This window comes from Cellulomonas humilata (genome assembly GCF_013359775.1).
Classification (GTDB): domain Bacteria; phylum Actinomycetota; class Actinomycetes; order Actinomycetales; family Cellulomonadaceae; genus Cellulomonas; species Cellulomonas humilata.
Window position 1 is genome coordinate 27,835 of sequence record NZ_JABMCI010000053.1, and the last position, 21,557, is coordinate 49,391.

The following is a 21,557-nucleotide window of genomic DNA, read 5'->3' on the forward strand; positions in this document are numbered from 1 at the left end:
CGTCCCCCGGCCAGGCAGGCCCCGGAGGAGACACCTGTGTTCACGACCACCACCCCTCGCCCCACCAGGACCGCACCCCCACCCGGCCGCAGTCGGCGACTGCTGGGTGTCCTGGCCGCCGCCGCGCTCGTCGCCGCCGGCATCGGCATCCCCGTCGCCGCCGCGCAGGCAGCGCCCGTGCTGCTCTCGCAGGGCCGCACCGTGACGGCCTCGTCCACGGAGAGCGCCGACTACACGCCGGCCTCCGCCGCAGTGGACGGCAACGCCGGCACCCGCTGGGCCAGCCTGGCGTCCGACGCCCAGTGGCTGACCATCGACCTGGGGGCGACCGCGCAGGTCGAGCAGGTCGTCCTGACCTGGGAGGCGGCCTACGGGTCGGGCTACCAGCTCCGGACCTCGGACAACGGCACGTCCTGGACGAGCATCTACACGACGACCACCGGAAAGGGCGGCAAGGAGACGCTGAACGTGACCGGCAGCGGCCGGTACGTGCAGCTGCTGGGCACCAAGCGCGCCACCGGCTACGGCTACTCGCTGTGGGAGGTGCAGGTCTACGGCACCCCCGGCGGGACGCAGCCCCCGACCGGCACCTGCGGGACGGCCAACGTGGCGCAGGGCAAGACCGCGACCGCGTCGTCGTCCGAGCAGGGCGCCGGCACCGCGGCCGGCCTCGCGGTCGACGGCAACGCCGGCACGCGCTGGGCGAGCACGTTCGCCGACAACCAGTGGTGGCAGGTGGACCTCGGCGCCAGCCAGGCGGTCTGCAACGTCACGCTCAGCTGGGAGGGCGCGTACGGCAAGGCGTTCCGGGTCCAGGGGTCGGCGGACGGGACCACGTGGACGACGCTGTCGACGATCACCAACGGCACGGGCGGCACGCAGTCGATCGCGGTCAGCGGCACGGCCCGGTACCTGCGGCTCGACCTGCAGACCCGCGCCACGGGCTACGGCTTCTCGCTCTGGGAGGTCGCCGTCCGCACGACCGGCACGACGACGCCTACCCCCGACCCGACCGGCCCCACCGGTCCGGCGGACGGCAAGGTCCGCGTCGCGGGCAGCCAGGGGAACTGGGCGCTGCTGGTCAACGGCCAGCCGTGGGTGACCAAGGGCATGACGTGGGGGCCGGCCCCGGCCGACTTCCCGCAGCACGCCGCCAACCTCAAGGCGATGGGCGTCAACACCATCCGCACGTGGGGCACCGACGCGGGATCGAAGGTGCTGCTCGACGCGGCCGCGGCCGCGGGCATGCGCACGGTGGCCGGCTTCTGGCTCGCCCCCGGTGGCGGCCCCGGCTCGGGCGGCTGCCCGAACTACGTCACCGACACGGCGTACAAGACGGCCTCGATGAACGACATCGTCACCTGGGTCACCGCCTACAAGGACAACCCCGGCGTGCTCATGTGGAACGTCGGCAACGAGTCCCTGCTCGGCCTCGGCAACTGCTACTCCGGTGCCGAGCTCGAGGCCCAGCGCACCGCCTACGCGACGTTCGTCAACGACGCGGCCAAGCGGATCCACCAGATCGACCCCACCCACCCGGTGACGTCGACCGACGCCTGGAGCGGCGCGTGGCCGTACTACAAGGCGAGCGCTCCCGACCTGGACCTCTACGGCCTGAACGCCTACAACGCGGTGTGCGACGCCAAGGCGACATGGATCGCCAGCGGCTACACCAAGCCGTACCTCATCACCGAGGGCGGTCCGGCCGGCGAGTGGGAGGTCCCGAACGACGCCAACGGCGTGCCCGACCAGGGGACCGACGTGCAGAACGCGGCCGGCTACACGCGGGCGTGGGACTGCATCAAGGCGCACCCCGGGGTCGCCCTGGGCGCCACCCTGTTCCACTACGGCAACGAGGGCGACTTCGGCGGCATCTGGTTCAACGTGAAGCCGGGCAACAACAAGCGCCTCTCGTACTACGCGATCGCCAAGGCGTACGGCGGCTCGGCCGGAGCGGCGGGGACCAACACTCCCCCGACGTTCAGCGCGATGACCGTGCCCAACAGCGGCAACGTGGTGGCCGGCTCGACGTTCACGGTCAACGCGGCCGCGACCGACCCCAACGGTGACCCGATCACCTACAACGTGCTGCTGAACAGCAAGTACGTGAACGACTCCGGCGGCCTGGCCCCGGCGACGTTCACGCGCAGCGGTACGACGTTCTCGGTGACGGCCCCGCAGACGCTGGGCGTCTGGAAGGTCTACGTGTTCGCCGAGGACGGCAAGGGCAACGTGGGCGTCGAGACGAAGTCGTTCCGCGTCGTCCCGCCGGCCGTGGGCGGCACCAACATCGCCCAGGGCCGCACCACCACCGCGTCGTCGTTCGACCCGTACAACGGCAACTTCACGCCGGGTCAGGCGACGGACGGCAGCTACTCGACGCGATGGGCCAGCAGCTGGGCCGACGACGAGTGGATCCAGGTCGACCTGGGCTCGGTCCGGTCGTTCTCCTCGGTGCAGCTGGTGTGGGAGTCCGCGTTCGGCAAGGGCTACCGCATCGAGACGTCGAACGACGGGAACACGTGGTCGACCCTGACCACGGTAACCGCGGGCGACGGGAACGTCGACACCCTGAACACCGCCGGCTCGGCCCGCTACGTGCGGGTGCACGGGACAGCCCGCGGTACCGCGTACGGCTACTCGCTGTACGAGCTGGGGATCTACGCGTAGCCACGCGTAGCCACTAGAGCGTGCCCGGGGCGGGCGGCCACCCGCCCCGGGCACCACCCCTCGGCCAACCCCTCACAGAGCCGATACGCCGAAGGTTCGTGTGCATCGTCGCACCTCCTTCGGGTCTGTCCGATCCCTCCTGAAGGAGACCTCATGCCCACCCATCTCCACGCACCACGCTCCCGGAAGGCCCGGGCCTGGCTGGCTGGGACGCTGTCCGCGGTGCTCGTCGCGACCGGTCTCGGCGTCGCGATCGCCACGGCCGCGAGCGCCGCACCCGTCAACATCTCGCAGGGCAAGCTCGCCACGTCCTCGTCGGCGGAGGGCCCGGACTTCACCGCGTCCAAGGCGGTCGACGGCAACAACGGCACCCGCTGGGCCAGCCAGTTCTCCGACGCGCAGTGGATCCAGGTCGATCTGGGCGCCACCGCCACGGTCGACCGCGTCGAGCTGCGCTGGGAGGCGGCCTACGCCAAGGCGTTCCAGGTGCAGCTCTCCCCGAACGGCACCACGTGGACGACGGTCGCCACGGTCACCAACGGCACCGGCGGCAACCAGACGGTCGCAGCGCCGGGCACCGGCCGCTACCTGCGCCTCAATCTCACCGCCCGTGGCACCGGCTACGGCTACTCGCTGTGGGACCTCGCGGTGCTCGGCACGGGGGGCGCGACGACGGCCCCGCACACGCCGAAGCCGCTGCCTCCGGCCCCGCCGGGCGCCGACACGTCGGTGACGCACCACGAGTTCCAGGCCAACTGCACCCCGACGCACACGCTCAACGACGACCCGATCGTCTACCCGGGCCAGGCGGGCGCGTCGCACAGCCACACGTTCCTGGGCAACCGCTCGACCAACGCGAACACCACGACTGCGTCGCTCCTGGCCGCCAACAGCACCAGCTGCACGGTCCCGCAGGACGAGTCGGCGTACTGGTTCCCGACGCTCATGCGCGGCGAGAACAAGGTCGTCGCCAGCAACGAGCAGACCATCTACTACAAGGCCGGGATCATCGACTACAAGAAGGTCGTCCCGTTCCCGCAGGGTCTGCGGTACCTCGTCGGCAGCATGACGGCCACGCAGGAGGAGTTCCGGACGGCCCCCGGCACGGTCGAGGGCTTCGAGTGCGGGAACAGCTCGTTCAACTGGGACATCCCTGCGACCTGCCCCATCGGTTCGCAGCTGAACGTCCGCTACCAGGCACCCAGCTGCTGGGACGGCGTCAACCTGGACTCCGCCAACCACAGGAGCCACATGGCGTACCCGGTCAACGGTGAGTGCACCGCGAGCCACCCGGTCGCGGTGCCGATGATCGAGTTCAAGCTCTCCTGGCCGGCCGACGGGAACATGTCGGACGTCCGGTTCTCCAGCGGTCGTGGGTTCTCGTTCCACTACGACTTCTTCAACGCGTGGGACCCGGCCGTGCTCCAGGCCCTGACCGAGCACTGCATCAACGGCGGTCTGCAGTGCAACCCGCGCGGCTACGACCTGTACAAGCCGTGGGCCGGAGCGGTCCTGGACGCCAGCTACAACCTCATCCCGTAGTCCGACACCCCTCGACGCACGGCCCGGCCGTCCCCGCATCAGGCCCGGCCGGGCCGTGCTCCCACCGGTGTCCGGCAACGAGGCCGGCACCCGATCCGTGAGGAACCCCATGCACACCCCTGTCCACTCCCGGGCCCGCGCCTGGGTCGCCGCGGTGCTCGCGGCCGGCGTCGTCGCCGTCGGAGCACTGACCGCGGCCACCGCCGCGAACGCCGCACCCGTCAACCTGTCGCAAGGCAAGACCGCCACGGCGTCCTCCACGGAGAACGCCGACTACACCCCCGCGCGCTATGCGGTCGACGGCAACGCCGGCACCCGGTGGGCCAGCCTCCCCGCCGACCCGCAGACCCTGTCCGTCGATCTCGGCCAGACCGCCACGCTCGACCACGTCACCCTCGTGTGGGAGGCCGCGTACGGCAAGGCGTTCACCGTCCAGACGTCCACCAACGGCACGGCCTGGACCACGGCCGCCACGGTCACCAACGGCACCGGCGGCACGCGGGACGTCGCCGTCGCCGGAACGGCCCGGTACGTGCGGCTCAACCTGACCGCCCGCGGCACCGGCTACGGCTACTCCCTGTGGGAGTTCCAGGTGTTCGGCACCGCCGGGACGGTCACGCCGCCCGCGTGCGGCACCGCCAACGTCGCGCAGGGCAAGACGGCCACCGCGTCGACCACCGAGAACGGCGGCACGCCTGCGAGCGCGGCGGTCGACGGCAACCTCGGGACCCGTTGGTCCAGCACGTTCGCGGACGCGCAGTGGTGGCAGGTCGACCTCGGCTCGTCGCAGAGCGTCTGCAAGGTCACGCTGCGGTGGGAGGGCGCGTACGGCAAGGCGTTCGGCGTCCAGACGTCGACCAACGGCACCACCTGGACGACGGCGGCTACGGTCACCAACGGCACCGGCGGAGTCCAGACGCTCGACGTCGCCGCGACCGCGCGCTACGTCCGGCTCGACCTGACGGCCCGTGGCACCGGCTACGGCTACTCGCTCTGGGAGGTCCAGATCAGCACCGGCACGACCACCACCCCCACCGACCCGATCCCGGGCGGCGGCGACCTCGGCCCGAACGTCCACGTGTTCACGCCGACCACCGGGCAGGCCGCGATCCAGGCGAAGCTCGACGAGACGTTCACCGCGCAGGAGGAGGCACAGTTCGGCACCCGCCGCGACCAGTTCCTCTTCGCCCCCGGCACCTACGACGTGCAGGCGCACATCGGGTTCAACACGTCCATCAACGGCCTCGGCCGCAACCCCGACGACGTCAACATCACCGGCGGCGTGTGGGCCGACGCGCAGTGGTTCGACGGCAACGCGACGCAGAACTTCTGGCGCTCGATGGAGAACCTCAAGATCACGCCGTTCACCGGGGAGAACCGCTGGGCGGTCTCGCAGGCGGCGCCCATGCGGCGCATCCACGTCGCGGGCGACCTCGCGGTGTTCCCGTCCTCGTACGGCTGGGCGTCGGGCGGCTTCACGGCCGACTCCAAGGTCGACGGCGCGATGAAGTCGGCCTCGCAGCAGCAGTGGTACACCCGCGACTCGGCGCTGGGCCGCTGGGAGGGCTCGGTCTGGAACATGGTGTTCTCGGGCGTGACCGGGTCACCGGCGCCGAGCTTCCCGAACCCGTCGCACACCGTGCTCGACACGACGCCGATCAGCCGGGAGAAGCCGTACCTGTACCTCGACGGCTCCAGCTACGCGGTGTTCGTCCCGTCGGCCCGGACCAACGCCCGCGGCGTCTCGTGGCCGAACACTCCGGGCCCGTCGATCCCGCTGAGCCAGTTCTACGTCGCCAAGCCCGGTGACAGCGCGGACCGCATCAACGCCGCGCTGGCGCAGGGCCTGCACCTGCTGCTCACCCCCGGGATCTACACGCTCGACAAGACGATCGACGTCAACCGAGCGGACACCGTGGTGCTCGGCCTCGGCTACGCGACGATCGTCCCGACGGCCGGCCAGACGGCCATGAAGGTCGGCGACGTCAACGGCGTCCGGATCGCCGGCGTCCTGTTCGACGCGGGCGTCACCAACTCCCCGGCGATGCTCGAGGTCGGGTCGGCCGGCAACCACACCGACCGCGCCGCCAACCCGGTCTCGCTGCACGACGTGTTCGTCCGCGTCGGCGGCCGGATCCCCGGCAAGGTGACGTCGGCCATCGTCGTCAACTCCGACGACACGCTCATCGACCACATCTGGTCCTGGCGGGGCGACCACGGGGCCGGGGTGGGCTGGAACGAGAACCCGTCCGCGTACGGCCTGGTGGTCAACGGCAACGACGTGCTCGGGCTGGGCCTGTTCGTGGAGCACTACCAGAAGGAGAACACCCTCTGGAACGGCGACCGCGGGCGGACGATCTTCTACCAGAACGAGCTGCCGTACGACGTGCCCAACCAGGCGGCGTGGCAGAACGGCACCCGCCGCGGCTACGCGGGCTACCGCGTGGCCGACGCCGTGACCACCCACGAGCTGTGGGGCGGCGGCGTGTACAGCTTCTTCAACGTCGACCCCAGCATCGTCGTCGACAGCGGGTTCCAGGTGCCGGTCAAGCCGGGGGTGCGGTTCCACAACATCCTCACGGTGTCGCTCGGCGGCAACGGCGTGATCGCGCACGTCATCAACGACACCGGCGGCGTGGCGCAGGGCACGGCCACCATCCCGGCGTACCTGGTCAGCTACGGCGGCTGACCCCGAGCGACGACGGCCCCGGCTCCCGACGAGCCGGGGCCGTCGTCGTATCTCACCCCGCCCCGCGCGCTCCTTCGTGGCACCCTCGATCACACGGGGGTGCCGCTGGTCGGGTGCGGCTCACGGGGACGAGAGGGATGTCGATGCCGGAGCAGGTCCTCCTCCGCGGGGCGGTCGCGTTCGACCCCGCCACCCACGGGTTCGCGTTCGCCAACGCCTTCGTCAACGAGGTGCTCACGCTGCCCAACGGCGCCAAGATCACCACGGCCGGGCGGTGCGGCGGGATGGCCTACGCGTCGCTCGACTACTTCCTCGCCGGGCAGCCCGTACCGGCCTGGCGCGCCGACCTGTGGGCCCCCAGCCGAGTCCCGCCCGACGGGCACTGGCTCGCGCAGCTGTTCACCCAGCGCCTGCGGGACTCGTTCTTCACCGGGTCGGCCGCCAAGTTCGTCACCTGGTCCATGCACTCCGACGACGAGACCTGGGTGTTCAAGGGCGTCACGCGCTGGACCAAGGAGGAGGAGCTCCCCCGGCTGATGCGGTCCATCGACGCCGGCCGGCCGGTCGTCCTCGGGCTCGTCGTCGCGCGCACCCTCGCCGCGATCGGGGAGAACCACCAGGTCATCGCGTACGGCTACGAGCAGGACCGCGCCTCGGGCCGGACCACCCTCCAGGTCTACGACAACAACTCCGTGGGCAAGGTCGTCACGCTCACGTCCGACCGCGACCAGCCCGACTGGACCGCGTCCAACGGTCACACCTGGCGCGGGTTCTTCCTCCAGGACTACACGCCCCGGCGCCCCCGCGTCCTGACCAAGCGCCCACCCGGCGTCAAGGACCAGGTGTCCACCGGGGACACCGTCAAGCTCTCGCACGTGTGGACCGGTCTGACCCTGCACTCCCACGACCACCCGTACACCCATCGCGACACCGACGGCCTCCAGCAGGTCACGTGCTTCGGGGGGTCCGACGACAACGACCGGTGGCTGCTCGTCGGCACCGCGGGCACGCCCGCCGGCACCCCGCTGCGCGACGGGTCCGTGCTCCGGCTGAGGCACGTGTCGACGGGCCGATGGCTCCGCAGCGCACGCGGCGTCCCGTCCCCGCTGACGCGCCAGCAGGAGGTCAGCGCCGTCGACACCGCCGACGCCTCCACCGACTGGCGCGTCGAGGTCATCGACGACCGGCCCTGGACCGCGGGCGCCCGCGTCCGCCTCGTGCACGTAGCCACCGGCGCCGCGCTGCACTCCCACCGCGCCTCGGACCCCCGGCTGACCGCCGGCCAGCAGGAGGTCACCGGCTATCCGGAGCGCGACGTCAACGACTGGTGGACGGTCCTCGAGCTCAGCTGAGGGGATTCCAGCCGTCCGTGCCCGCCAGGTACTTCTGCGGCGTGTAGCTCGGCGCCTGGGCGTCGCTGAGCTGCGGCCGGTTGGTGCCCGTCCCGGCGCCGGCCCCGGTGTTCTTGTACTCGGAGAACCGTGCGGCGCTCCACACGTTCGAGGACATGTTCGTCCACGGCTGCCCGGTGGCGATGGTGTTGCTCAGCGAGCTCTCGCGGTAGAGCACCTGCGCGGCGGCGCCCCAGGGACGACCCAGCTGCGTCGTGGCCGCCGTCCTGCCGGTGATCGTGCTCTTGTAGAAGAGGAACCCGTACGGCTTGGCGGGGTCCGTGCGGGCGGCCGTGATCGGTCCGCCCGTGGTGCGTCGCTGGTAGATCGAGGCTCGGTCGAACACGGCGGTCCCGCCGCCGAAGATGAAGTCGACCGTGCCGTCCACGTAGCTGTCGACGACGTAGGCCCGTGCGGCGTCGTTCACCAGCAGCGTGTCCTGGTTGCCGGTGAACCGCACGTTGCGGAACACGAGCCGGTCGGCGTTCAGGTTGGCGGCGACCGCCTGGCTGCCCTCGCCGTAGTCGTTGGCGATCGTCAGGTTGGTGGCGACCAGGTCGGCGCCGTTGGCGAAGAAGGTCGCGCTCCCGGAGGTCCCGTACCCACCGGCGCTGCTGCGGTTGTTGACGAGCACGGTGTCCGCCGCCGACCCACCCAGCCCCTGGAGCGTGACGAACGGCTTGTTCGACGGGACCGTGACGATCTCGCGGTACGTCCCGGGCTTGATCGTGATGGTCCGCCGCGTGGTGTTGTTCGCGGGCACGGCGTCGATCGCCGCCTGGATGGTGCGGTACGTGCCGGTCCCGTCGGCTGCGACGACAGGGGTCGCGGCCGGCGGCGTCGATCCTCCGATGCTCGCCTGTGGTCCGGTCGCTGTCTTCAGCAGGGCCGGGAGCGCCGACGCCTGGTCGAGCGTGTACGAGTAGAAGCTCTTCGGGTCGAACGCGGAGCCGCGCGTGGTCTGACTGCCCGTGGAGCTCACCACGACGCTGCCGGACTGCTTCAGCTCCGCGGTGTCCTGGGGCGCGTACGGGTTCTTCACGTTGTCGAAGTAGCCGTTCTCCAGCACCATCTTCGTCGCGCCGCGGGAGAGGTTCCCGTACGAGGTGATGTTCTGCAGGTAGTTGTTGTACAGGTGCGCGTACGCCACGTTGTCGGTGCTCGGGTTGCGCTGGTTGGTGTCGTGGATCCAGTTGTGGTGGATGGTCATCCGGGCCGTGACGTTCTCCGTCCACCCGATCCCGAACGACTTGTTGCTGCCGCCCATCTCGTTCCAGGACACCGTGAGGTTGGTGGTGTCCTTGCGGCTGTCGATCAGGCCGTCGTTCATCCGCAGGATGCGGTTGTGGTCGATCCACACGTTCGACGCGGTGTCCATCTGGATGCCGTCGTAGTCGTAGACCTTGTCGTCGGGGTCGTCGTCGGCCATCTTCGTGTCGCGGATGGTCAGGTTCCGGATGATCACGTTGGTGGTGCCGGCGTTGAGGCGCAAGCCACCGTTGACGATCTGGCCGCTGGTGCCGACGCCCACGATCGTCTTGTCGGAGGCCACCGGGATCTCGTCGCCGTAGGGCGTCACGGTGATCGCCGCCGCCACCCGCACCACGTACTTGCCGCTCGCCGCGGCGTACTTGCGCAGGTCCGCGAGGGTCGTGACGGTCACGGTCGTGCCGCCGGTGCCGCCGGTCGTGCCCTGCGCGAAGCCGTCGGGGACGTCCGACCACGGACCGGTGGAGGTGCCCCCCGAGCTGGGCAGCGACCACTGCACCTTCGACGCGTCGTCGCACGTGTCCTGCACGGCGGGTGCACCCGAGGCGGTGGACCCGCCCTCGACGGAGACGCAGAGCGCGCTGGCGAGCGAGGCGACCATCGCCTTGCCCGACCCGGCTGACGCCTTGGCGGTCCAGGTCTGGTTGGTCTGGTTGGCGCAGCCCCACTGCTGCAGCCGGGCGCCGGCAGTCGTCGAGGCACCGGGCACGTCGAGGCACCGCGCCGAGGCGACGTTGGCCAGCCGGAACCCGGCGCCCTGCGCGGTGACGGTCCACTGCTGGCGCGTCGCGCCCGTCACGCAGGTGGCGACCGTCAGCAGCGTGCCGTTGGTCGTCGACCCACCAGGCACCTCCAGGCACTTGCCCGACGCCCCGGAGCGCAGGACGTAGGTGCCGGCCTGGACGGTGACGGGATCGCCGGGCGCGGCGGTCGCGGGGCCAGCGGCGGCGACGCCGACCGAGAGCGCGAGGGCGACGGCGGCGACGAGTGAGGCCGCCCAGGTCAGGGTGCGGGGGGTGCGCATGGGGACGGACGCTAGGACCGACAGCTGTCGGTTACAACGGTTCAGAGCCAGGTGAAACGCTTCGACGCTCAGCCGACCCACACGTCGTCGACCGCCTGCACGAAGGTGCCGACCAGGGGCGGGGCCGTCGTCGGACCGAAGGCCGCGTTCATCTGGCACCTCACCACCACGTCGTCGCCCGAGACGGTCATGGTCACGGTGGCCACGAACGGGGCCTCGACGAACCGCAGGGTCAGCACGTACGTGTCCACCGACGTCCACGTGCCGCTGACCAGCACGTCCTCCGGCTCACGTCGCCGCAGCGTGGTGCGGGTCAGCGCCGGCTGCGCGTGCCCGACCGTGACGATCACCGTGTCCTCGCCGTGGTCCACCGTGAGGCGGTCCTGCTCTCGGCCCACCTCGAGGACCGCGTTGCGGATCTGGAGCGGGTGCGGTTCGAACGTGATCGTCCGGCCGCTCAGCCGCGCGGCGGTCGGCGAGGTCGGAGCACCGGTGGGCGGGTCGAGGCGCAGGCTCCCGAGGCGGTCCGCCAGGAGCGCGCGCCCCTCGTCGTCCGCGGGCAGGGGTGCGTCCGACAGCCCCGGCAGCAGGTGCTCCCAGACCAGCTCGAGCTGGTGGTGCATGTCGGCGACGCCCGACGTGGTCACCACGACGACGTCCTGCTCGGGGAGCACCACGCAGAACTGCCCGAACGCGCCGTCCCCGCGGTAGCTGCCGTGGCGGCCGCGCCAGAACTGGTAGCCGTAGCCCTGCGTCCAGTCGGGGTCCGGTCCCCCGTCGTTGGGCACCTGGGCGTGCGTCGCCTCGGCGACCCAGTCCGCCGGCACCACCTGGCTCCCCTGCCAGACCCCGCCCTGGAGGTACACCTGGCCGAACACCGCGACGTCCTCCGTGGTCGCGGACAGGCCCGAGCCGCCGGTGTCGATCCCGTCCGGCGACTGCTGCCACGTCGCCCCCTCGATCCCCAGCGGCTCGAGCAGGCGCGGGCCGAGGTAGTCGAGCAGGCGCTGGCCGGTGAGCCTCTGCACGATGGCCGAGAGCATGAAGGTGGCCGCGGTGTTGTACGCGAAGAACGTGCCGGGCTCGTGCTCCACCGGCTGCGCCAGGAACGACGCCACCCAGTCGGCCGTCGGGAAGACCCGGTCGGTCGGGTCCTGCGCGTGCCCGGTCGTCATGGTCAGCAGGTGCCGGACCCGCATCCGCCGCAGGTTCGCGTCGGGCGTGGCCGGGGCCTGATCAGGGAAGTGGTCCAGCACCAGGTCGTCGACCGTCAGCAACCCGTCCGCCACGGCGAACCCCACCGCGGTCGACGTGACACTCTTGCTCAGCGAGTACAGCTCGTGCAGGCGGTCGGACGCGTACGGCGCCGCCCAGCCCTCCGCGACCACCGCGCCGTGGCGCAGCACCATGAGCGAGTGGAGCTCGGGCCACGCGACCAGCGCATCGACCAGCCGCGACAGCGCCCGCGGGTCGACCCCCTGCTCCTCGGGCGTGGATCGGGGCAGGCGTCGGCGTCCGGGCATGCCCCCACCCTGTCACCGCCTACCCACACGCGACGAACGCCCCGGTCCGCGAGGGACCGGGGCGTTCGCCGTGCGTGCGTGCGGTGCGGGTCAGCCCACCTGGGGCAGGGTGCCCGTGCCGCCGTCGCTGATGACCGGGCCCGCCGCGGGCAGGTCGGTGCCCGACCCCGGCGTGCCGTAGGAGGCGCCGACCGGGACCGGCTCCGACGTGAACGCGCCGCGCGGGACGCCACGGAACGTGAACTCCCCGAGCAGACCCTCGCCCTCGGCGTCCACGATCACCAGCTGACCGGCCTTGAGCTCGCCGAACAGGATCTTCTCGGACAGTGCGTCCTCGATGTCCCGCTGGATGGCGCGGCGCAGCGGCCGAGCACCCAGGACCGGGTCGTAGCCCTTCTCCGACAGCAGCGTCTTGGCCGCAGGCGTGATCTCGATGTCCATGTCCTTGTCCCGCAGGCGCTTGGCCAGCTTGGCGATCATCAGGTCGACGATCGCGAAGATCTCCGGCTGGGACAGCTGCGGGAACACGACCACGTCGTCGACGCGGTTGAGGAACTCAGGCCGGAAGTGCTGCTTGAGCTCGTCGTTGACCTTGGACTTCATGCGCTCGTACGACGTCGACAGGTCCCCGCCGGCCTGGAAGCCGGTCATGAGGCCCTTGGCGATGTCCCGGGTGCCGAGGTTCGTGGTCATGATGATGACGGTGTTCTTGAAGTCGACCACCCGGCCCTGCGAGTCGGTCAGGCGACCGTCCTCGAGGATCTGGAGGAGCGAGTTGAAGATGTCCGCGTGCGCCTTCTCGACCTCGTCGAAGAGGACCACCGAGAACGGCTTGCGACGGACCTTCTCCGTGAGCTGACCGCCCTCGTCGTACCCGACGTAGCCGGGGGGCGAGCCGAACAGCCGCGAGACCGTGTGCTTCTCCGAGAACTCGGACATGTCGAGCTGGATCAGCGCGTCCTCGTCACCGAACAGGAACTCCGCGAGCGCCTTGGCCAGCTCGGTCTTCCCGACGCCCGTGGGCCCGGCGAAGATGAACGACCCACCGGGACGCTTCGGGTCCTTGAGCCCGGCACGCGTCCGACGGATGGCCTGCGAGAGCGCCTTGATGGCGGCGTCCTGGCCGACGACCCGCTTGTGCAGGTTCTCCTCCATGTGGAGCAGACGGCTGGACTCCTCCTCGGTGAGCTTGAACACCGGGATGCCCGTGGCGATCGCCAGCACCTCGGCGATGAGCTCCTCGTCCACCTCGGCCACCGCGTCGAGGTCGCCGGACTTCCAGGCCTTCTCCTTCTCCACGCGCTTGAGACCGAGCTGCTTCTCGGCGTCGCGGAGACGGGCTGCCTTCTCGAAGTCCTGCTCGTCGATCGCCGACTCCTTGTCGCGGCGCGTCTCGGCGATCTGCTCGTCGAGCTCGCGCAGCTCCGGGGGAGCCGTCATGCGGCGGATGCGCAGGCGGGCGCCGGCCTCGTCGACCAGGTCGATCGCCTTGTCCGGCAGGTAGCGGTCGTTGACGTACCGGTCCGCCAGGGTGGCTGCGGCGACCAGCGCGGCGTCCGTGATGGACACGCGGTGGTGCGCCTCGTACCGGTCGCGCAGACCCTTGAGGATCTCGATCGCGTGCGCCAGGTTGGGCTCGGCCACCTGGATCGGCTGGAAGCGACGCTCCAGGGCCGGGTCCTTCTCGACGTACTTGCGGTACTCGTCGAGCGTGGTGGCTCCGATGGTCTGGAGCTCGCCGCGCGCCAGCATCGGCTTGAGGATGCTCGCGGCGTCGATGGCGCCCTCGGCGGCACCCGCCCCGACGAGGGTGTGGATCTCGTCGATGAACAGGATGATGTCGCCGCGCGTTCGGATCTCCTTGAGCACCTTCTTCAGGCGCTCCTCGAAGTCACCGCGGTAACGGGAACCCGCCACGAGCGCGCCCAGGTCCAGCGTGTAGAGCTGCTTGTCCTTGAGCGTCTCGGGCACGTCGCCGCGCACGATGTCCTGCGCGAGGCCCTCGACGACGGCGGTCTTGCCGACGCCGGGCTCCCCGATGAGGACCGGGTTGTTCTTGGTGCGGCGGGACAGCACCTGCATGACCCGCTCGATCTCCTTCTCGCGACCGATGACCGGGTCGAGCTTGCCGTCGCGCGCAGCCTGCGTGAGGTTGCGGCCGAACTGGTCGAGGACGGCGCTGCCCGAGGGCTGCCCCTCCTGCGGACCGCCGGCGGCGACGGGCTCCTTGCCCTGGTAGCCGGAGACGAGCTGGATGACCTGCTGACGCACGCGGTTCAGGTCCGCACCCAGCTTGTTGAGGACCTGGGCGGCGACGCCCTCGCCCTCGCGGATGAGGCCGAGCAGGATGTGCTCGGTCCCGATGTAGTTGTGGCCCAGCTGGAGCGCCTCGCGCAGCGAGAGCTCGAGCACCTTCTTGGCGCGCGGGGTGAAGGGGATGTGCCCCGACGGAGCCTGCTGGCCCTCGCCGATGATCTCCTGCACCTGGGCGCGGACGGCCTCGAGCGAGATGCCGAGCGACTCCAGAGCCTTGGCCGCGACACCCTCACCCTCGTGGATCAGGCCCAGGAGGATGTGCTCCGTCCCGATGTAGTTGTGGTTGAGCATCCGTGCCTCTTCTTGGGCAAGGACGACCACGCGGCGGGCTCGGTCCGTGAATCTCTCGAACATGTGCACTCCTCACGAGCTGCGTGCCGGCTCCCCTGGCTGGCGCACCGGGGGACGACGGGCGGCGGCGTTGTTCGATGCTAACGGCGGGGTGCGGCCGGAACTGCCTCTGTTCGCCGCAGGCGTGACGACGGCCCCCGGTTGCCCGGGGTCATGGATCGCCGACGAGGTCCGGGTCTAGCGTCGATGTGCCCGAAGGGCGTCTCGGGCGAGCAGGGGCGACGACGCCTCGGCCACCCGAACCCGCACGTCTCCTGGTTGTCCTCGAGGGGAGGGGTCCTATGGGTCCCCGACGACTGTTGCTCGCTCTGTCCTCCGCTGCGCTGCTCGTCCTGGCGCCGTCCACCGCCTCCGCGCACCACCCGACGCCGTCGCCCGAGCCGCAGCTGCTCACGACCGGCCTCTCCGGCGCGTGGGGAAGCACCGTCGGTCCCGACGGCGCCCTGTACGTGGCGGAGTCCGTGTCCGGGGAGGTCTCCCGGATCGACCCGCGCACCGGCGCGACGACGACGTTCGCCTCCGGCCTCCCGACCGCCCCGAACGGCGGCCCCCACGACATCGCGTTCGTGCGGGGGACCGCCTACGTGCTCGTCGGCTTCATCACGCCGGAGGCAGGCGGCGCGCCGGGCAACGTGGACGGCATCTACCGGATGGACGGCCCGAGCACGTTCACGCTGGTCGCGGACATCGGGACGTTCGCCAAGGAGAACCCGCCGACCACCGACTACTTCATCGCGACGGGGGTGCCGTACGCCCTCCAGCCGTACGCGGGCGGCTTCCTCGTCACCGACGGGCACCACAACCGCGTCTACCAGGTGGCCCTCGACGGCTCGGTGTCCGTCCGGATCGCGTTCGACAACATCGTGCCCACGGGCATCGACGCCGTCGGGTCCCGGGTCTACATGGCCCAGGCCGGTGCTCTTCCGCACCTCGCCGCGGACGGGAAGATCGTCACCTTCGGCAAGCGCTCGACCACCGCGACCGAGGTCGCCGCGGGCGGACCGCTCATGGTGGACGTCACGGTGGACCGCGGACGCCAGCTGTACGGGCTCGCCCAGGGGATCTGGCCGCTCGGCGGCCCGGAGGGCTCGCCGGCGTCTCCGGACACCGGGCAGCTGCTCAAGGTCGGGCGGCACGGCTCGCTCCAGGTCGTCGCCGACGGTCTGGACCAGCCGGTCTCGTTCCAGATCATCCGCGGCACGGCCTACGTGGTCACGCTCGGCGGCGAGGTCTGGACGGTCGACCTCTCCTCGAGGCACGGCCACCACTGATCGCGCGGGCGAGGGGCCGGGCGGAGCTGCCCGGCCCTTCGTCGCGCGCGGACGACGCCCCCCGCCGCCCGCCGCCGAGCGGGGCGACCAGCCGCACCACGATCACACCGGCGGCGGCCAGGAAGGGTGGTGCCGCGACGAGGGTGACCAGGCGGTCGTCGGAGACCTGACCGGACGCCGCCGACCGGACCGCGTCCTGCACCTCCATCACGCGGGCTCGCGCGTCGGCGCGGGCGTCCGTCGCGACATCGGGCCTCCTTCGTCGGAGGCACGGTAGCGGTCGGCGCACCGGGTCCGCGGCGGATCGCGGGCTCGTCAACCCACCGGGTGCACGATCACCCACGTGGCCACCGTGACGCCGGCGGACTGGTTGCTCAGCCGGTGGGGTGTGCCGCACGCGTAGGAGATCGTGTCGCCGGTGCGGACCACCACGCGCTCGTCGGGGAAGTCGATGGTCAGCTCCCCCTGCGTCACGGTGCCGATCTCGTAGCCCACGTGGGTGAGCAGCTCGTTCTGCTCGGCGCCCGTGGAGCCGGGTGGGTAGGTGGACTCGAAGAAGTCGACGTCCCGCGACGGCCCGGGCGACAGGCGTCGGAAGACCACGCCCCCGGCCAGGCGGACCACGTCGGCCTCGACCGCGCGGCGCACCACGTAGCCGTCGAGCACCGGCTGGGGAGCGCTCGGCGACGGGCCGCCGAACACGTCGACCAGGCTGGCGTCGAGTGCCGTGACGAGCGCGAAGAGGCGGTTCACCGACGGGCGCAACACACCGCGCTCGATCTGGGACACGGCACTGGTGGAGATGCCCACGCGTCGGCCCACCTCGCGCAGGGTCAGCCCGCGGTCCTCGCGCAGCTGGCGCAGGCGCGCGCCCAGCTGCTCGGAGTCGAAGGCATCGAGGAGCCGGCCGGCCTCGTCGACTGCGGTCACAGCACTCCTCTGTCCGGACTCACGACTGAACCCCAAAGTTCACAAACCGGTAACCGATCGCGGGTTGTGAAGTCATAGATTCACACGCGTTCAGCGATCGCTTCACCGTACGGGATGACGGACACGCACGGACAGACCCCCACCACGACCCCGCGTGAGGACCACCATGAACCCCGAGACCACCGCGCTCAACGAGCTCCCGAACGACGTCGTCGAGGCCGCCGGCCTGCCCCCCGGCGCCGGCACGATCAAGCCCGGCTACGACCCGCGGCTCACCAACGAGGACCTGGCGCCGCTGAAGAACCAGACCTGGTCGTCGTACAACATCTTCGCGTTCTGGATGTCCGACGTGCACAGCGTCGGCGGCTACGTCACGGCCGGCAGCCTGTTCGCGCTCGGCATCGCCAGCTGGCAGGTGCTCGTCGCGCTCATCGTCGGCATCGTCATCGTGCAGCTGTTCTGCAACCTCGTCGCCAAGCCGAGCCAGAAGACCGGCGTGCCGTACCCGGTGATCAACCGCGCGGTGTTCGGCGTGCTCGGCGCCAACATCCCCGCGATCATCCGCGGCCTGATCGCGGTGGCCTGGTACGGGGTGCAGACGTTCCTCGCCGCCGAGGCGCTGAACATCATCTTCCTGAAGTTCATCCCGAGCTCCGCGGAGCTCCTGGAGACCAGCTTCCTCGGGCTGTCGACGCTCGGCTGGATCTCCTACGCGATCCTCTGGGTGGCCCAGGCGGCGCTGTTCTGGACCGGCATGGAGACCATCCGCAAGTTCATCGACTGGGCCGGCCCCGCGGTCTACGTGGTGATGATCGCGCTGGCGATCTACCTGGTCTCCGAGGCCGGGTGGAGCAACATCTCGCTCAACCTGTCGTCCGGCCCGCCCATGGGCTTCTGGGCGTCGATCCCGGTGATGCTCGGGGCGATCGCGCTGGTCGTCTCCTACTTCTCGGGGCCGATGCTGAACTTCGGCGACTTCGCCCGGTACGGCAAGAGCTTCACGGCCGTGAAGAAGGGCAACTTCCTCGGGCTGCCGCTGAACTTCCTGTTCTTCTCGCTGCTCACCGTCATCTGCGCGTCCGCCACGGTCCCGGTGTTCGGCGAGCTGATCACCGACCCGATCCACACGGTCCAGCAGATCGACACGCCGTTCGCCATCCTGCTCGGCGGCCTCACGTTCGTCACCGCGACCGTCGGCATCAACATCGTCGCGAACTTCATCTCCCCCGCGTTCGACTTCTCCAACGTGTCCCCGCAGAAGATCAGCTGGCGCATGGGCGGCATGATCGCGGCCGTCGGGTCGGTGCTGCTGACCCCGTGGAACTGGTACTCCAACGCGAACGCCATCCACTACACGCTCGGCGTGCTGGGCGCCCTCATCGGCCCGCTGTTCGGCATCCTCATCGCCGGCTACTACGTGATCGGCAAGCAGCGGGTGCACGTGGACGACATGTTCACCATGTCCACCACCGGCAAGTACTGGTACTCCGGCGGCTACAACCGCAACGCGGTGGCCACGGTCATCTCCGCCGGGCTGGTCTCCGTGGCGGCCGCCGTGCTGCCCAAGGCGTTCGCGGACATGGGCGCGTTCGACGTCACCTGGATCGCCAGCTACAGCTGGTTCATCGGCTGCGGGCTCGGGTACGCGATCTTCGTGTTCCTCGAGCGGCGCAACCCGCAGATCCCGGTGCTGGACGCGTCCGACGAGCACGTGTCGGACGGAACCGTCAGCGAGCGCACCGGCGCGGGCGTCACGGTCTGAGCATGCACATCCGGGTCATCAACCCCAACACCACCCGGGCGATGACCGACCTCATCGGTCGGTCCGCCCGGGTGGTGGCGGCACCGGGGACCGTCGTCGACGCCGTCCAGCCGACCATGGGGCCGGCGTCGATCGAGAGCCACTACGAGGAGGCGCTGGCCGTCCCCGGGCTGCTCGAGCAGATCGCGCTCGGGGAGGCCGACGGGGTCGACGCCTACGTGGTCGCGTGCTTCGGGGACCCCGGTCTCGACGCCGCCCGCGAGCTGGCGCACGGTCCGGTGGTCGGTATCGCGGAGGCGGCCATGCACGCCGCCGCGCTGCTCGGCCGGCGGTTCAGCGTGGTCACCACGCTCGGCCGGACGCGGGCCCGTGCGCGGGAGCTGGCCGACCGGTACGGGTTCCGGGAGGCGTGCGTCGCGGTGCGCGCGTGCGAGGTCCCCGTGCTCGCGCTGGAGGACCCCGGCGCCCTGGCCCGGCTCACCGCGGAGTGCCGCCGTGCCGTCGAGCAGGACGAGGTCGACGCCGTCGTGCTGGGCTGCGCCGGCATGGCCGCGTGGTGCGCCGCGATCGCCGACGAGATCGGCGTGCCCGTGGTCGACGGCGTCGCGGCGGGGACGGTGCTCGCGCAGTCCCTCGTCGCGCTGGGGCTCCGGCCGAGCACGCGCGGGGAGTACGCGCGGCCGCCGGACAAGCCGATGGCGGGGCTGCTGGCGGGTTTCGAGATCCGCGCGGACGCGGTGCTGCCCGTGGCCGTAGCCTGACGCAGCAGACGACCACCTGGGAGCCGCCATGACCGTGCCCGACCTTGTCGTCCGTGCCGCGCGCGCGTGGGTGGACGGTGCGTTCCGTCCGGCTGTCGTGCAGGTGACCGACGGCCGGATCAGCGCGCTCGACGGGCCGGTGGCCGACGGCGCCGGCATTCTCGACCTCGCCGAGGACGAGGTCCTGCTGCCCGGCCTGGTCGACAGCCACGTGCACGTCAACGAGCCGGGCCGCACGCACTGGGAGGGTTTCGCGTCGGCGACGCGCGCCGCGGCGGCGGGCGGGGTGACGACGCTGGTCGACATGCCGCTCAACTCCGTCCCGCCGACCACGACGGTCCGGGCGCTGGACGCCAAACGAGCCGCGACCGCCTACAAGCTCACGGTGGACGTCGCGTTCTGGGGCGGGGCCGTGCCCGACAACCTGGGATCGCTCGCGCCGCTGCACGCCGCCGGGGTCCGGGGGTTCAAGGCGTTCCTCACGCCGTCGGGCGTCGACGAGTTCGGGCACCTCGACGCCGCCCAGCTGGAGGCCGCGCTGGCCGAGGTGGCCACCCTCGGCAGCGTCCTGATCGTGCACGCGGAGGACCCCGCGGACCTGCGCGGCGACGGCGCGCTGGGAGAGCGGTACGCCGACTTCCTGGCCAGCCGGCCCGCCGTGAGCGAGCGGCACGCGATCGGCCGGGTGATCGACGCGATGCGCCGCACCGGCGCCCGCGCCCACGTCCTGCACCTGTCCGACGCCGGCTCGCTCGACCTGGTGCGCGCCGCCAAGGCCGAGGGCCTGCCGCTGACCGTCGAGACCTGCCCGCACTACCTGGCGCTGCGGGCCGAGGACGTGCCGGCCGCCGCCACGCAGTTCAAGTGCTGCCCGCCCATCCGCGACGCCGGCAACCAGGACCTGCTGTGGGAGGCCGTGCTCGACGGCACGATCGACGCGATCGTCTCCGACCACTCCCCGTCCACCGCCGACCTGAAGAACACCGACTTCGGGCTGTCCTGGGGCGGCATCGCCGGCCTCCAGCTGGGGCTGTCGGTGGTGTGGACCGAGGCGCGCAGGCGCGGGATCGCGCTCGAGGCCCTGCTTCCGCTGGTCACCACCGGGCCGGCGCGCGTCGCCGGGCTGGACCTGGGCCGGCTGTCCGTCGGTGCGCCAGCGCACCTGGTCGCGTTCGCGCCCGACCAGGAGCGCGTCGTCGACGTGCATGCCCTGGAGCACCGGAACCCGATCTCGCCCTACGACGGCGCCACGCTCGCCGGTGCCGTGCGGACCGTGTGGCTGCACGGGTCACCGATCGTGCAGGGCGGAGCGGTGACCGCTCCGGGCACCGGCCGCGTGCTCCTGCCGGAGGTCGCCCGTGCGTGAGCCGTCAGGCCTCGCGGTGCCGGTGCCCGAGCGCGGCCGCCACCAGCGCCAGCACCCCCGCGAACAGCATCCCCACGCCCACGCCCTGCTCGCCCCCGACCTTCAGCAGCAGCGCTCCGACGCCGGCGCCGAGCAGGATCAGCAGCACCGCCAGCGAGCGCCGCGCCCACCCGTCGCCCGCGCCGCCGGCCAGCCGGCTGTCCGCCGCGAGCCCGGTGAGCGTGGACGTCACGACCACCGTGGTCACGTCCTTGACGGCGAGTCGGCGGGCGCTCGCGGCCTGGAGCCCCATCGCGACGGCCAGCAGGGCGGTGACGACGAACGCCCACCACGTCCCCTCGACCGGGGTCGCCACGAGCGCGCCCACACCGAGGACGACCGCGAGCACCCCGGTGGCCGCGAAGGTGCCGCTCGTGCGGTGCGACCAGCCGGCCGGGGCGGTCCGCAGCACGCGTCCGCCGACCGCGGCACCAGCCAGGAAGCCGACCAGCGCGAGCGCCGGGCCGAGGACGGGCAGGTCGTCGGCACCCGCGAGACCCATGCCGAGGATGACCACGTTGCCGGTCATGTTCGCGGTGAACACCCGGTCCAGGCCCAGGTAGCCGACGGCATCGACGATGCCCGTCGTGAACGTCAGAGCCAGCATGAGCACCAGGTGTCGGCGCGCGTCGTCCCAGGTCCTCACCGCGTCA

At 71.3% G+C, this 21,557-nt stretch carries 13 protein-coding genes; 8 read left to right on the plus strand and 5 right to left on the minus strand.

The features are described 5' to 3' along the window. The first annotated feature begins 36 nt into the window (after window positions 1-36). From HP550_RS05030 to HP550_RS05045, 4 genes are all read left to right on the plus strand, one after another. Window positions 37-2,670 carry a discoidin domain-containing protein gene (locus tag HP550_RS05030; protein WP_343047987.1) on the plus strand — a complete coding sequence of 878 codons (2,634 nt, stop codon included), beginning with the start codon at window positions 37-39 and terminating at the stop codon, window positions 2,668-2,670. A 153-nt stretch (window positions 2,671-2,823) separates the two neighbouring features. Beyond that, window positions 2,824-4,212, plus strand: a complete 1,389-nt coding sequence (locus tag HP550_RS05035; RefSeq protein ID WP_175346497.1) for a DUF1996 domain-containing protein — start codon at window positions 2,824-2,826, stop codon at window positions 4,210-4,212. Between the two features lie 109 nt (window positions 4,213-4,321). Beyond that, window positions 4,322-6,901, plus strand: a complete 2,580-nt coding sequence (locus HP550_RS05040; RefSeq protein WP_175346498.1) for a discoidin domain-containing protein — start codon at window positions 4,322-4,324, stop codon at window positions 6,899-6,901. Between the two features lie 143 nt (window positions 6,902-7,044). Next, window positions 7,045-8,253: an MIR domain-containing protein gene (locus tag HP550_RS05045; protein WP_175346499.1), complete on the plus strand. Its 1,209-nt coding sequence runs from the start codon at window positions 7,045-7,047 to the stop codon at window positions 8,251-8,253. Here HP550_RS05045 and HP550_RS05050 read toward each other — a convergent pair. From HP550_RS05050 to HP550_RS05060, 3 genes are all read right to left on the minus strand, one after another. After that, complete coding sequence (locus HP550_RS05050) at window positions 8,246-10,585, minus strand: pectinesterase family protein (RefSeq protein ID WP_175346500.1); 2,340 nt, start codon at window positions 10,583-10,585, stop codon at window positions 8,246-8,248. The genes HP550_RS05045 and HP550_RS05050 overlap by 8 nt on opposite strands. A 68-nt stretch (window positions 10,586-10,653) precedes the next feature. Next, window positions 10,654-12,108, minus strand: a complete 1,455-nt coding sequence (locus tag HP550_RS05055; protein ID WP_175346501.1) for a serine hydrolase domain-containing protein — start codon at window positions 12,106-12,108, stop codon at window positions 10,654-10,656. 90 nt (window positions 12,109-12,198) lie between these two features. Continuing rightward, window positions 12,199-14,778, minus strand: a complete 2,580-nt coding sequence (locus HP550_RS05060) for an ATP-dependent Clp protease ATP-binding subunit (RefSeq protein ID WP_175346502.1) — start codon at window positions 14,776-14,778, stop codon at window positions 12,199-12,201. Window positions 14,779-15,056: 278 nt separating this feature from the next. Here HP550_RS05060 and HP550_RS05065 point away from each other — a divergent pair, with 278 nt between their 5' ends. Continuing rightward, window positions 15,057-16,046 carry a ScyD/ScyE family protein gene (locus HP550_RS05065; protein WP_175346503.1) on the plus strand — a complete coding sequence of 330 codons (990 nt, stop codon included), beginning with the start codon at window positions 15,057-15,059 and terminating at the stop codon, window positions 16,044-16,046. A 315-nt stretch (window positions 16,047-16,361) separates the two neighbouring features. On the opposite strand, the gene HP550_RS05070 is transcribed toward HP550_RS05065, so the two are convergent. Beyond that, window positions 16,362-16,976, minus strand: coding sequence for a helix-turn-helix domain-containing protein (locus HP550_RS05070; protein WP_210767689.1), 615 nt, complete (start codon window positions 16,974-16,976; stop codon window positions 16,362-16,364). Between the two features lie 166 nt (window positions 16,977-17,142). Between HP550_RS05070 and HP550_RS05075 the strand changes: the two genes are divergently transcribed. From HP550_RS05075 to allB, 3 genes are read left to right on the plus strand one after another with little or no spacing between them, the layout of a single operon-like run. Then, window positions 17,143-18,738: an NCS1 family nucleobase:cation symporter-1 gene (locus HP550_RS05075; protein WP_175346504.1), complete on the plus strand. Its 1,596-nt coding sequence runs from the start codon at window positions 17,143-17,145 to the stop codon at window positions 18,736-18,738. Between the two features lie 2 nt (window positions 18,739-18,740). Further along, window positions 18,741-19,499 (plus strand): aspartate/glutamate racemase family protein, encoded by a 759-nt coding sequence (locus tag HP550_RS05080; protein WP_175346505.1) that lies wholly within the window; start codon window positions 18,741-18,743, stop codon window positions 19,497-19,499. Window positions 19,500-19,527: 28 nt separating this feature from the next. After that, complete coding sequence (allB, locus tag HP550_RS05085; protein WP_175346506.1) at window positions 19,528-20,865, plus strand: allantoinase AllB; 1,338 nt, start codon at window positions 19,528-19,530, stop codon at window positions 20,863-20,865. A gap of 4 nt (window positions 20,866-20,869) precedes the next feature. Here allB and HP550_RS05090 read toward each other — a convergent pair whose 3' ends face one another. After that, window positions 20,870-21,550: a YoaK family protein gene (locus HP550_RS05090; RefSeq protein ID WP_343047988.1), complete on the minus strand. Its 681-nt coding sequence runs from the start codon at window positions 21,548-21,550 to the stop codon at window positions 20,870-20,872. Between the last annotated feature and the right edge of the window lie 7 nt (window positions 21,551-21,557).

Coding starts and splice junctions, on each gene's coding strand:
- HP550_RS05065 (WP_175346503.1), top strand. CDS start 15,057: ATGGGTCCCCGACGACTGTTGCTCGCTCTGTCCTCCGCTGCGCTGCTC.
- HP550_RS05080 (WP_175346505.1), top strand. CDS start 18,741: ATGCACATCCGGGTCATCAACCCCAACACCACCCGGGCGATGACCGAC.
- HP550_RS05055 (WP_175346501.1), bottom strand. CDS start 12,108: ATGCCCGGACGCCGACGCCTGCCCCGATCCACGCCCGAGGAGCAGGGG.
- HP550_RS05045 (WP_175346499.1), top strand. CDS start 7,045: ATGCCGGAGCAGGTCCTCCTCCGCGGGGCGGTCGCGTTCGACCCCGCC.
- allB (WP_175346506.1), top strand. CDS start 19,528: ATGACCGTGCCCGACCTTGTCGTCCGTGCCGCGCGCGCGTGGGTGGAC.
- HP550_RS05040 (WP_175346498.1), top strand. CDS start 4,322: ATGCACACCCCTGTCCACTCCCGGGCCCGCGCCTGGGTCGCCGCGGTG.
- HP550_RS05035 (WP_175346497.1), top strand. CDS start 2,824: ATGCCCACCCATCTCCACGCACCACGCTCCCGGAAGGCCCGGGCCTGG.
- HP550_RS05050 (WP_175346500.1), bottom strand. CDS start 10,585: ATGCGCACCCCCCGCACCCTGACCTGGGCGGCCTCACTCGTCGCCGCC.
- HP550_RS05060 (WP_175346502.1), bottom strand. CDS start 14,778: ATGTTCGAGAGATTCACGGACCGAGCCCGCCGCGTGGTCGTCCTTGCC.
- HP550_RS05075 (WP_175346504.1), top strand. CDS start 17,143: ATGAACCCCGAGACCACCGCGCTCAACGAGCTCCCGAACGACGTCGTC.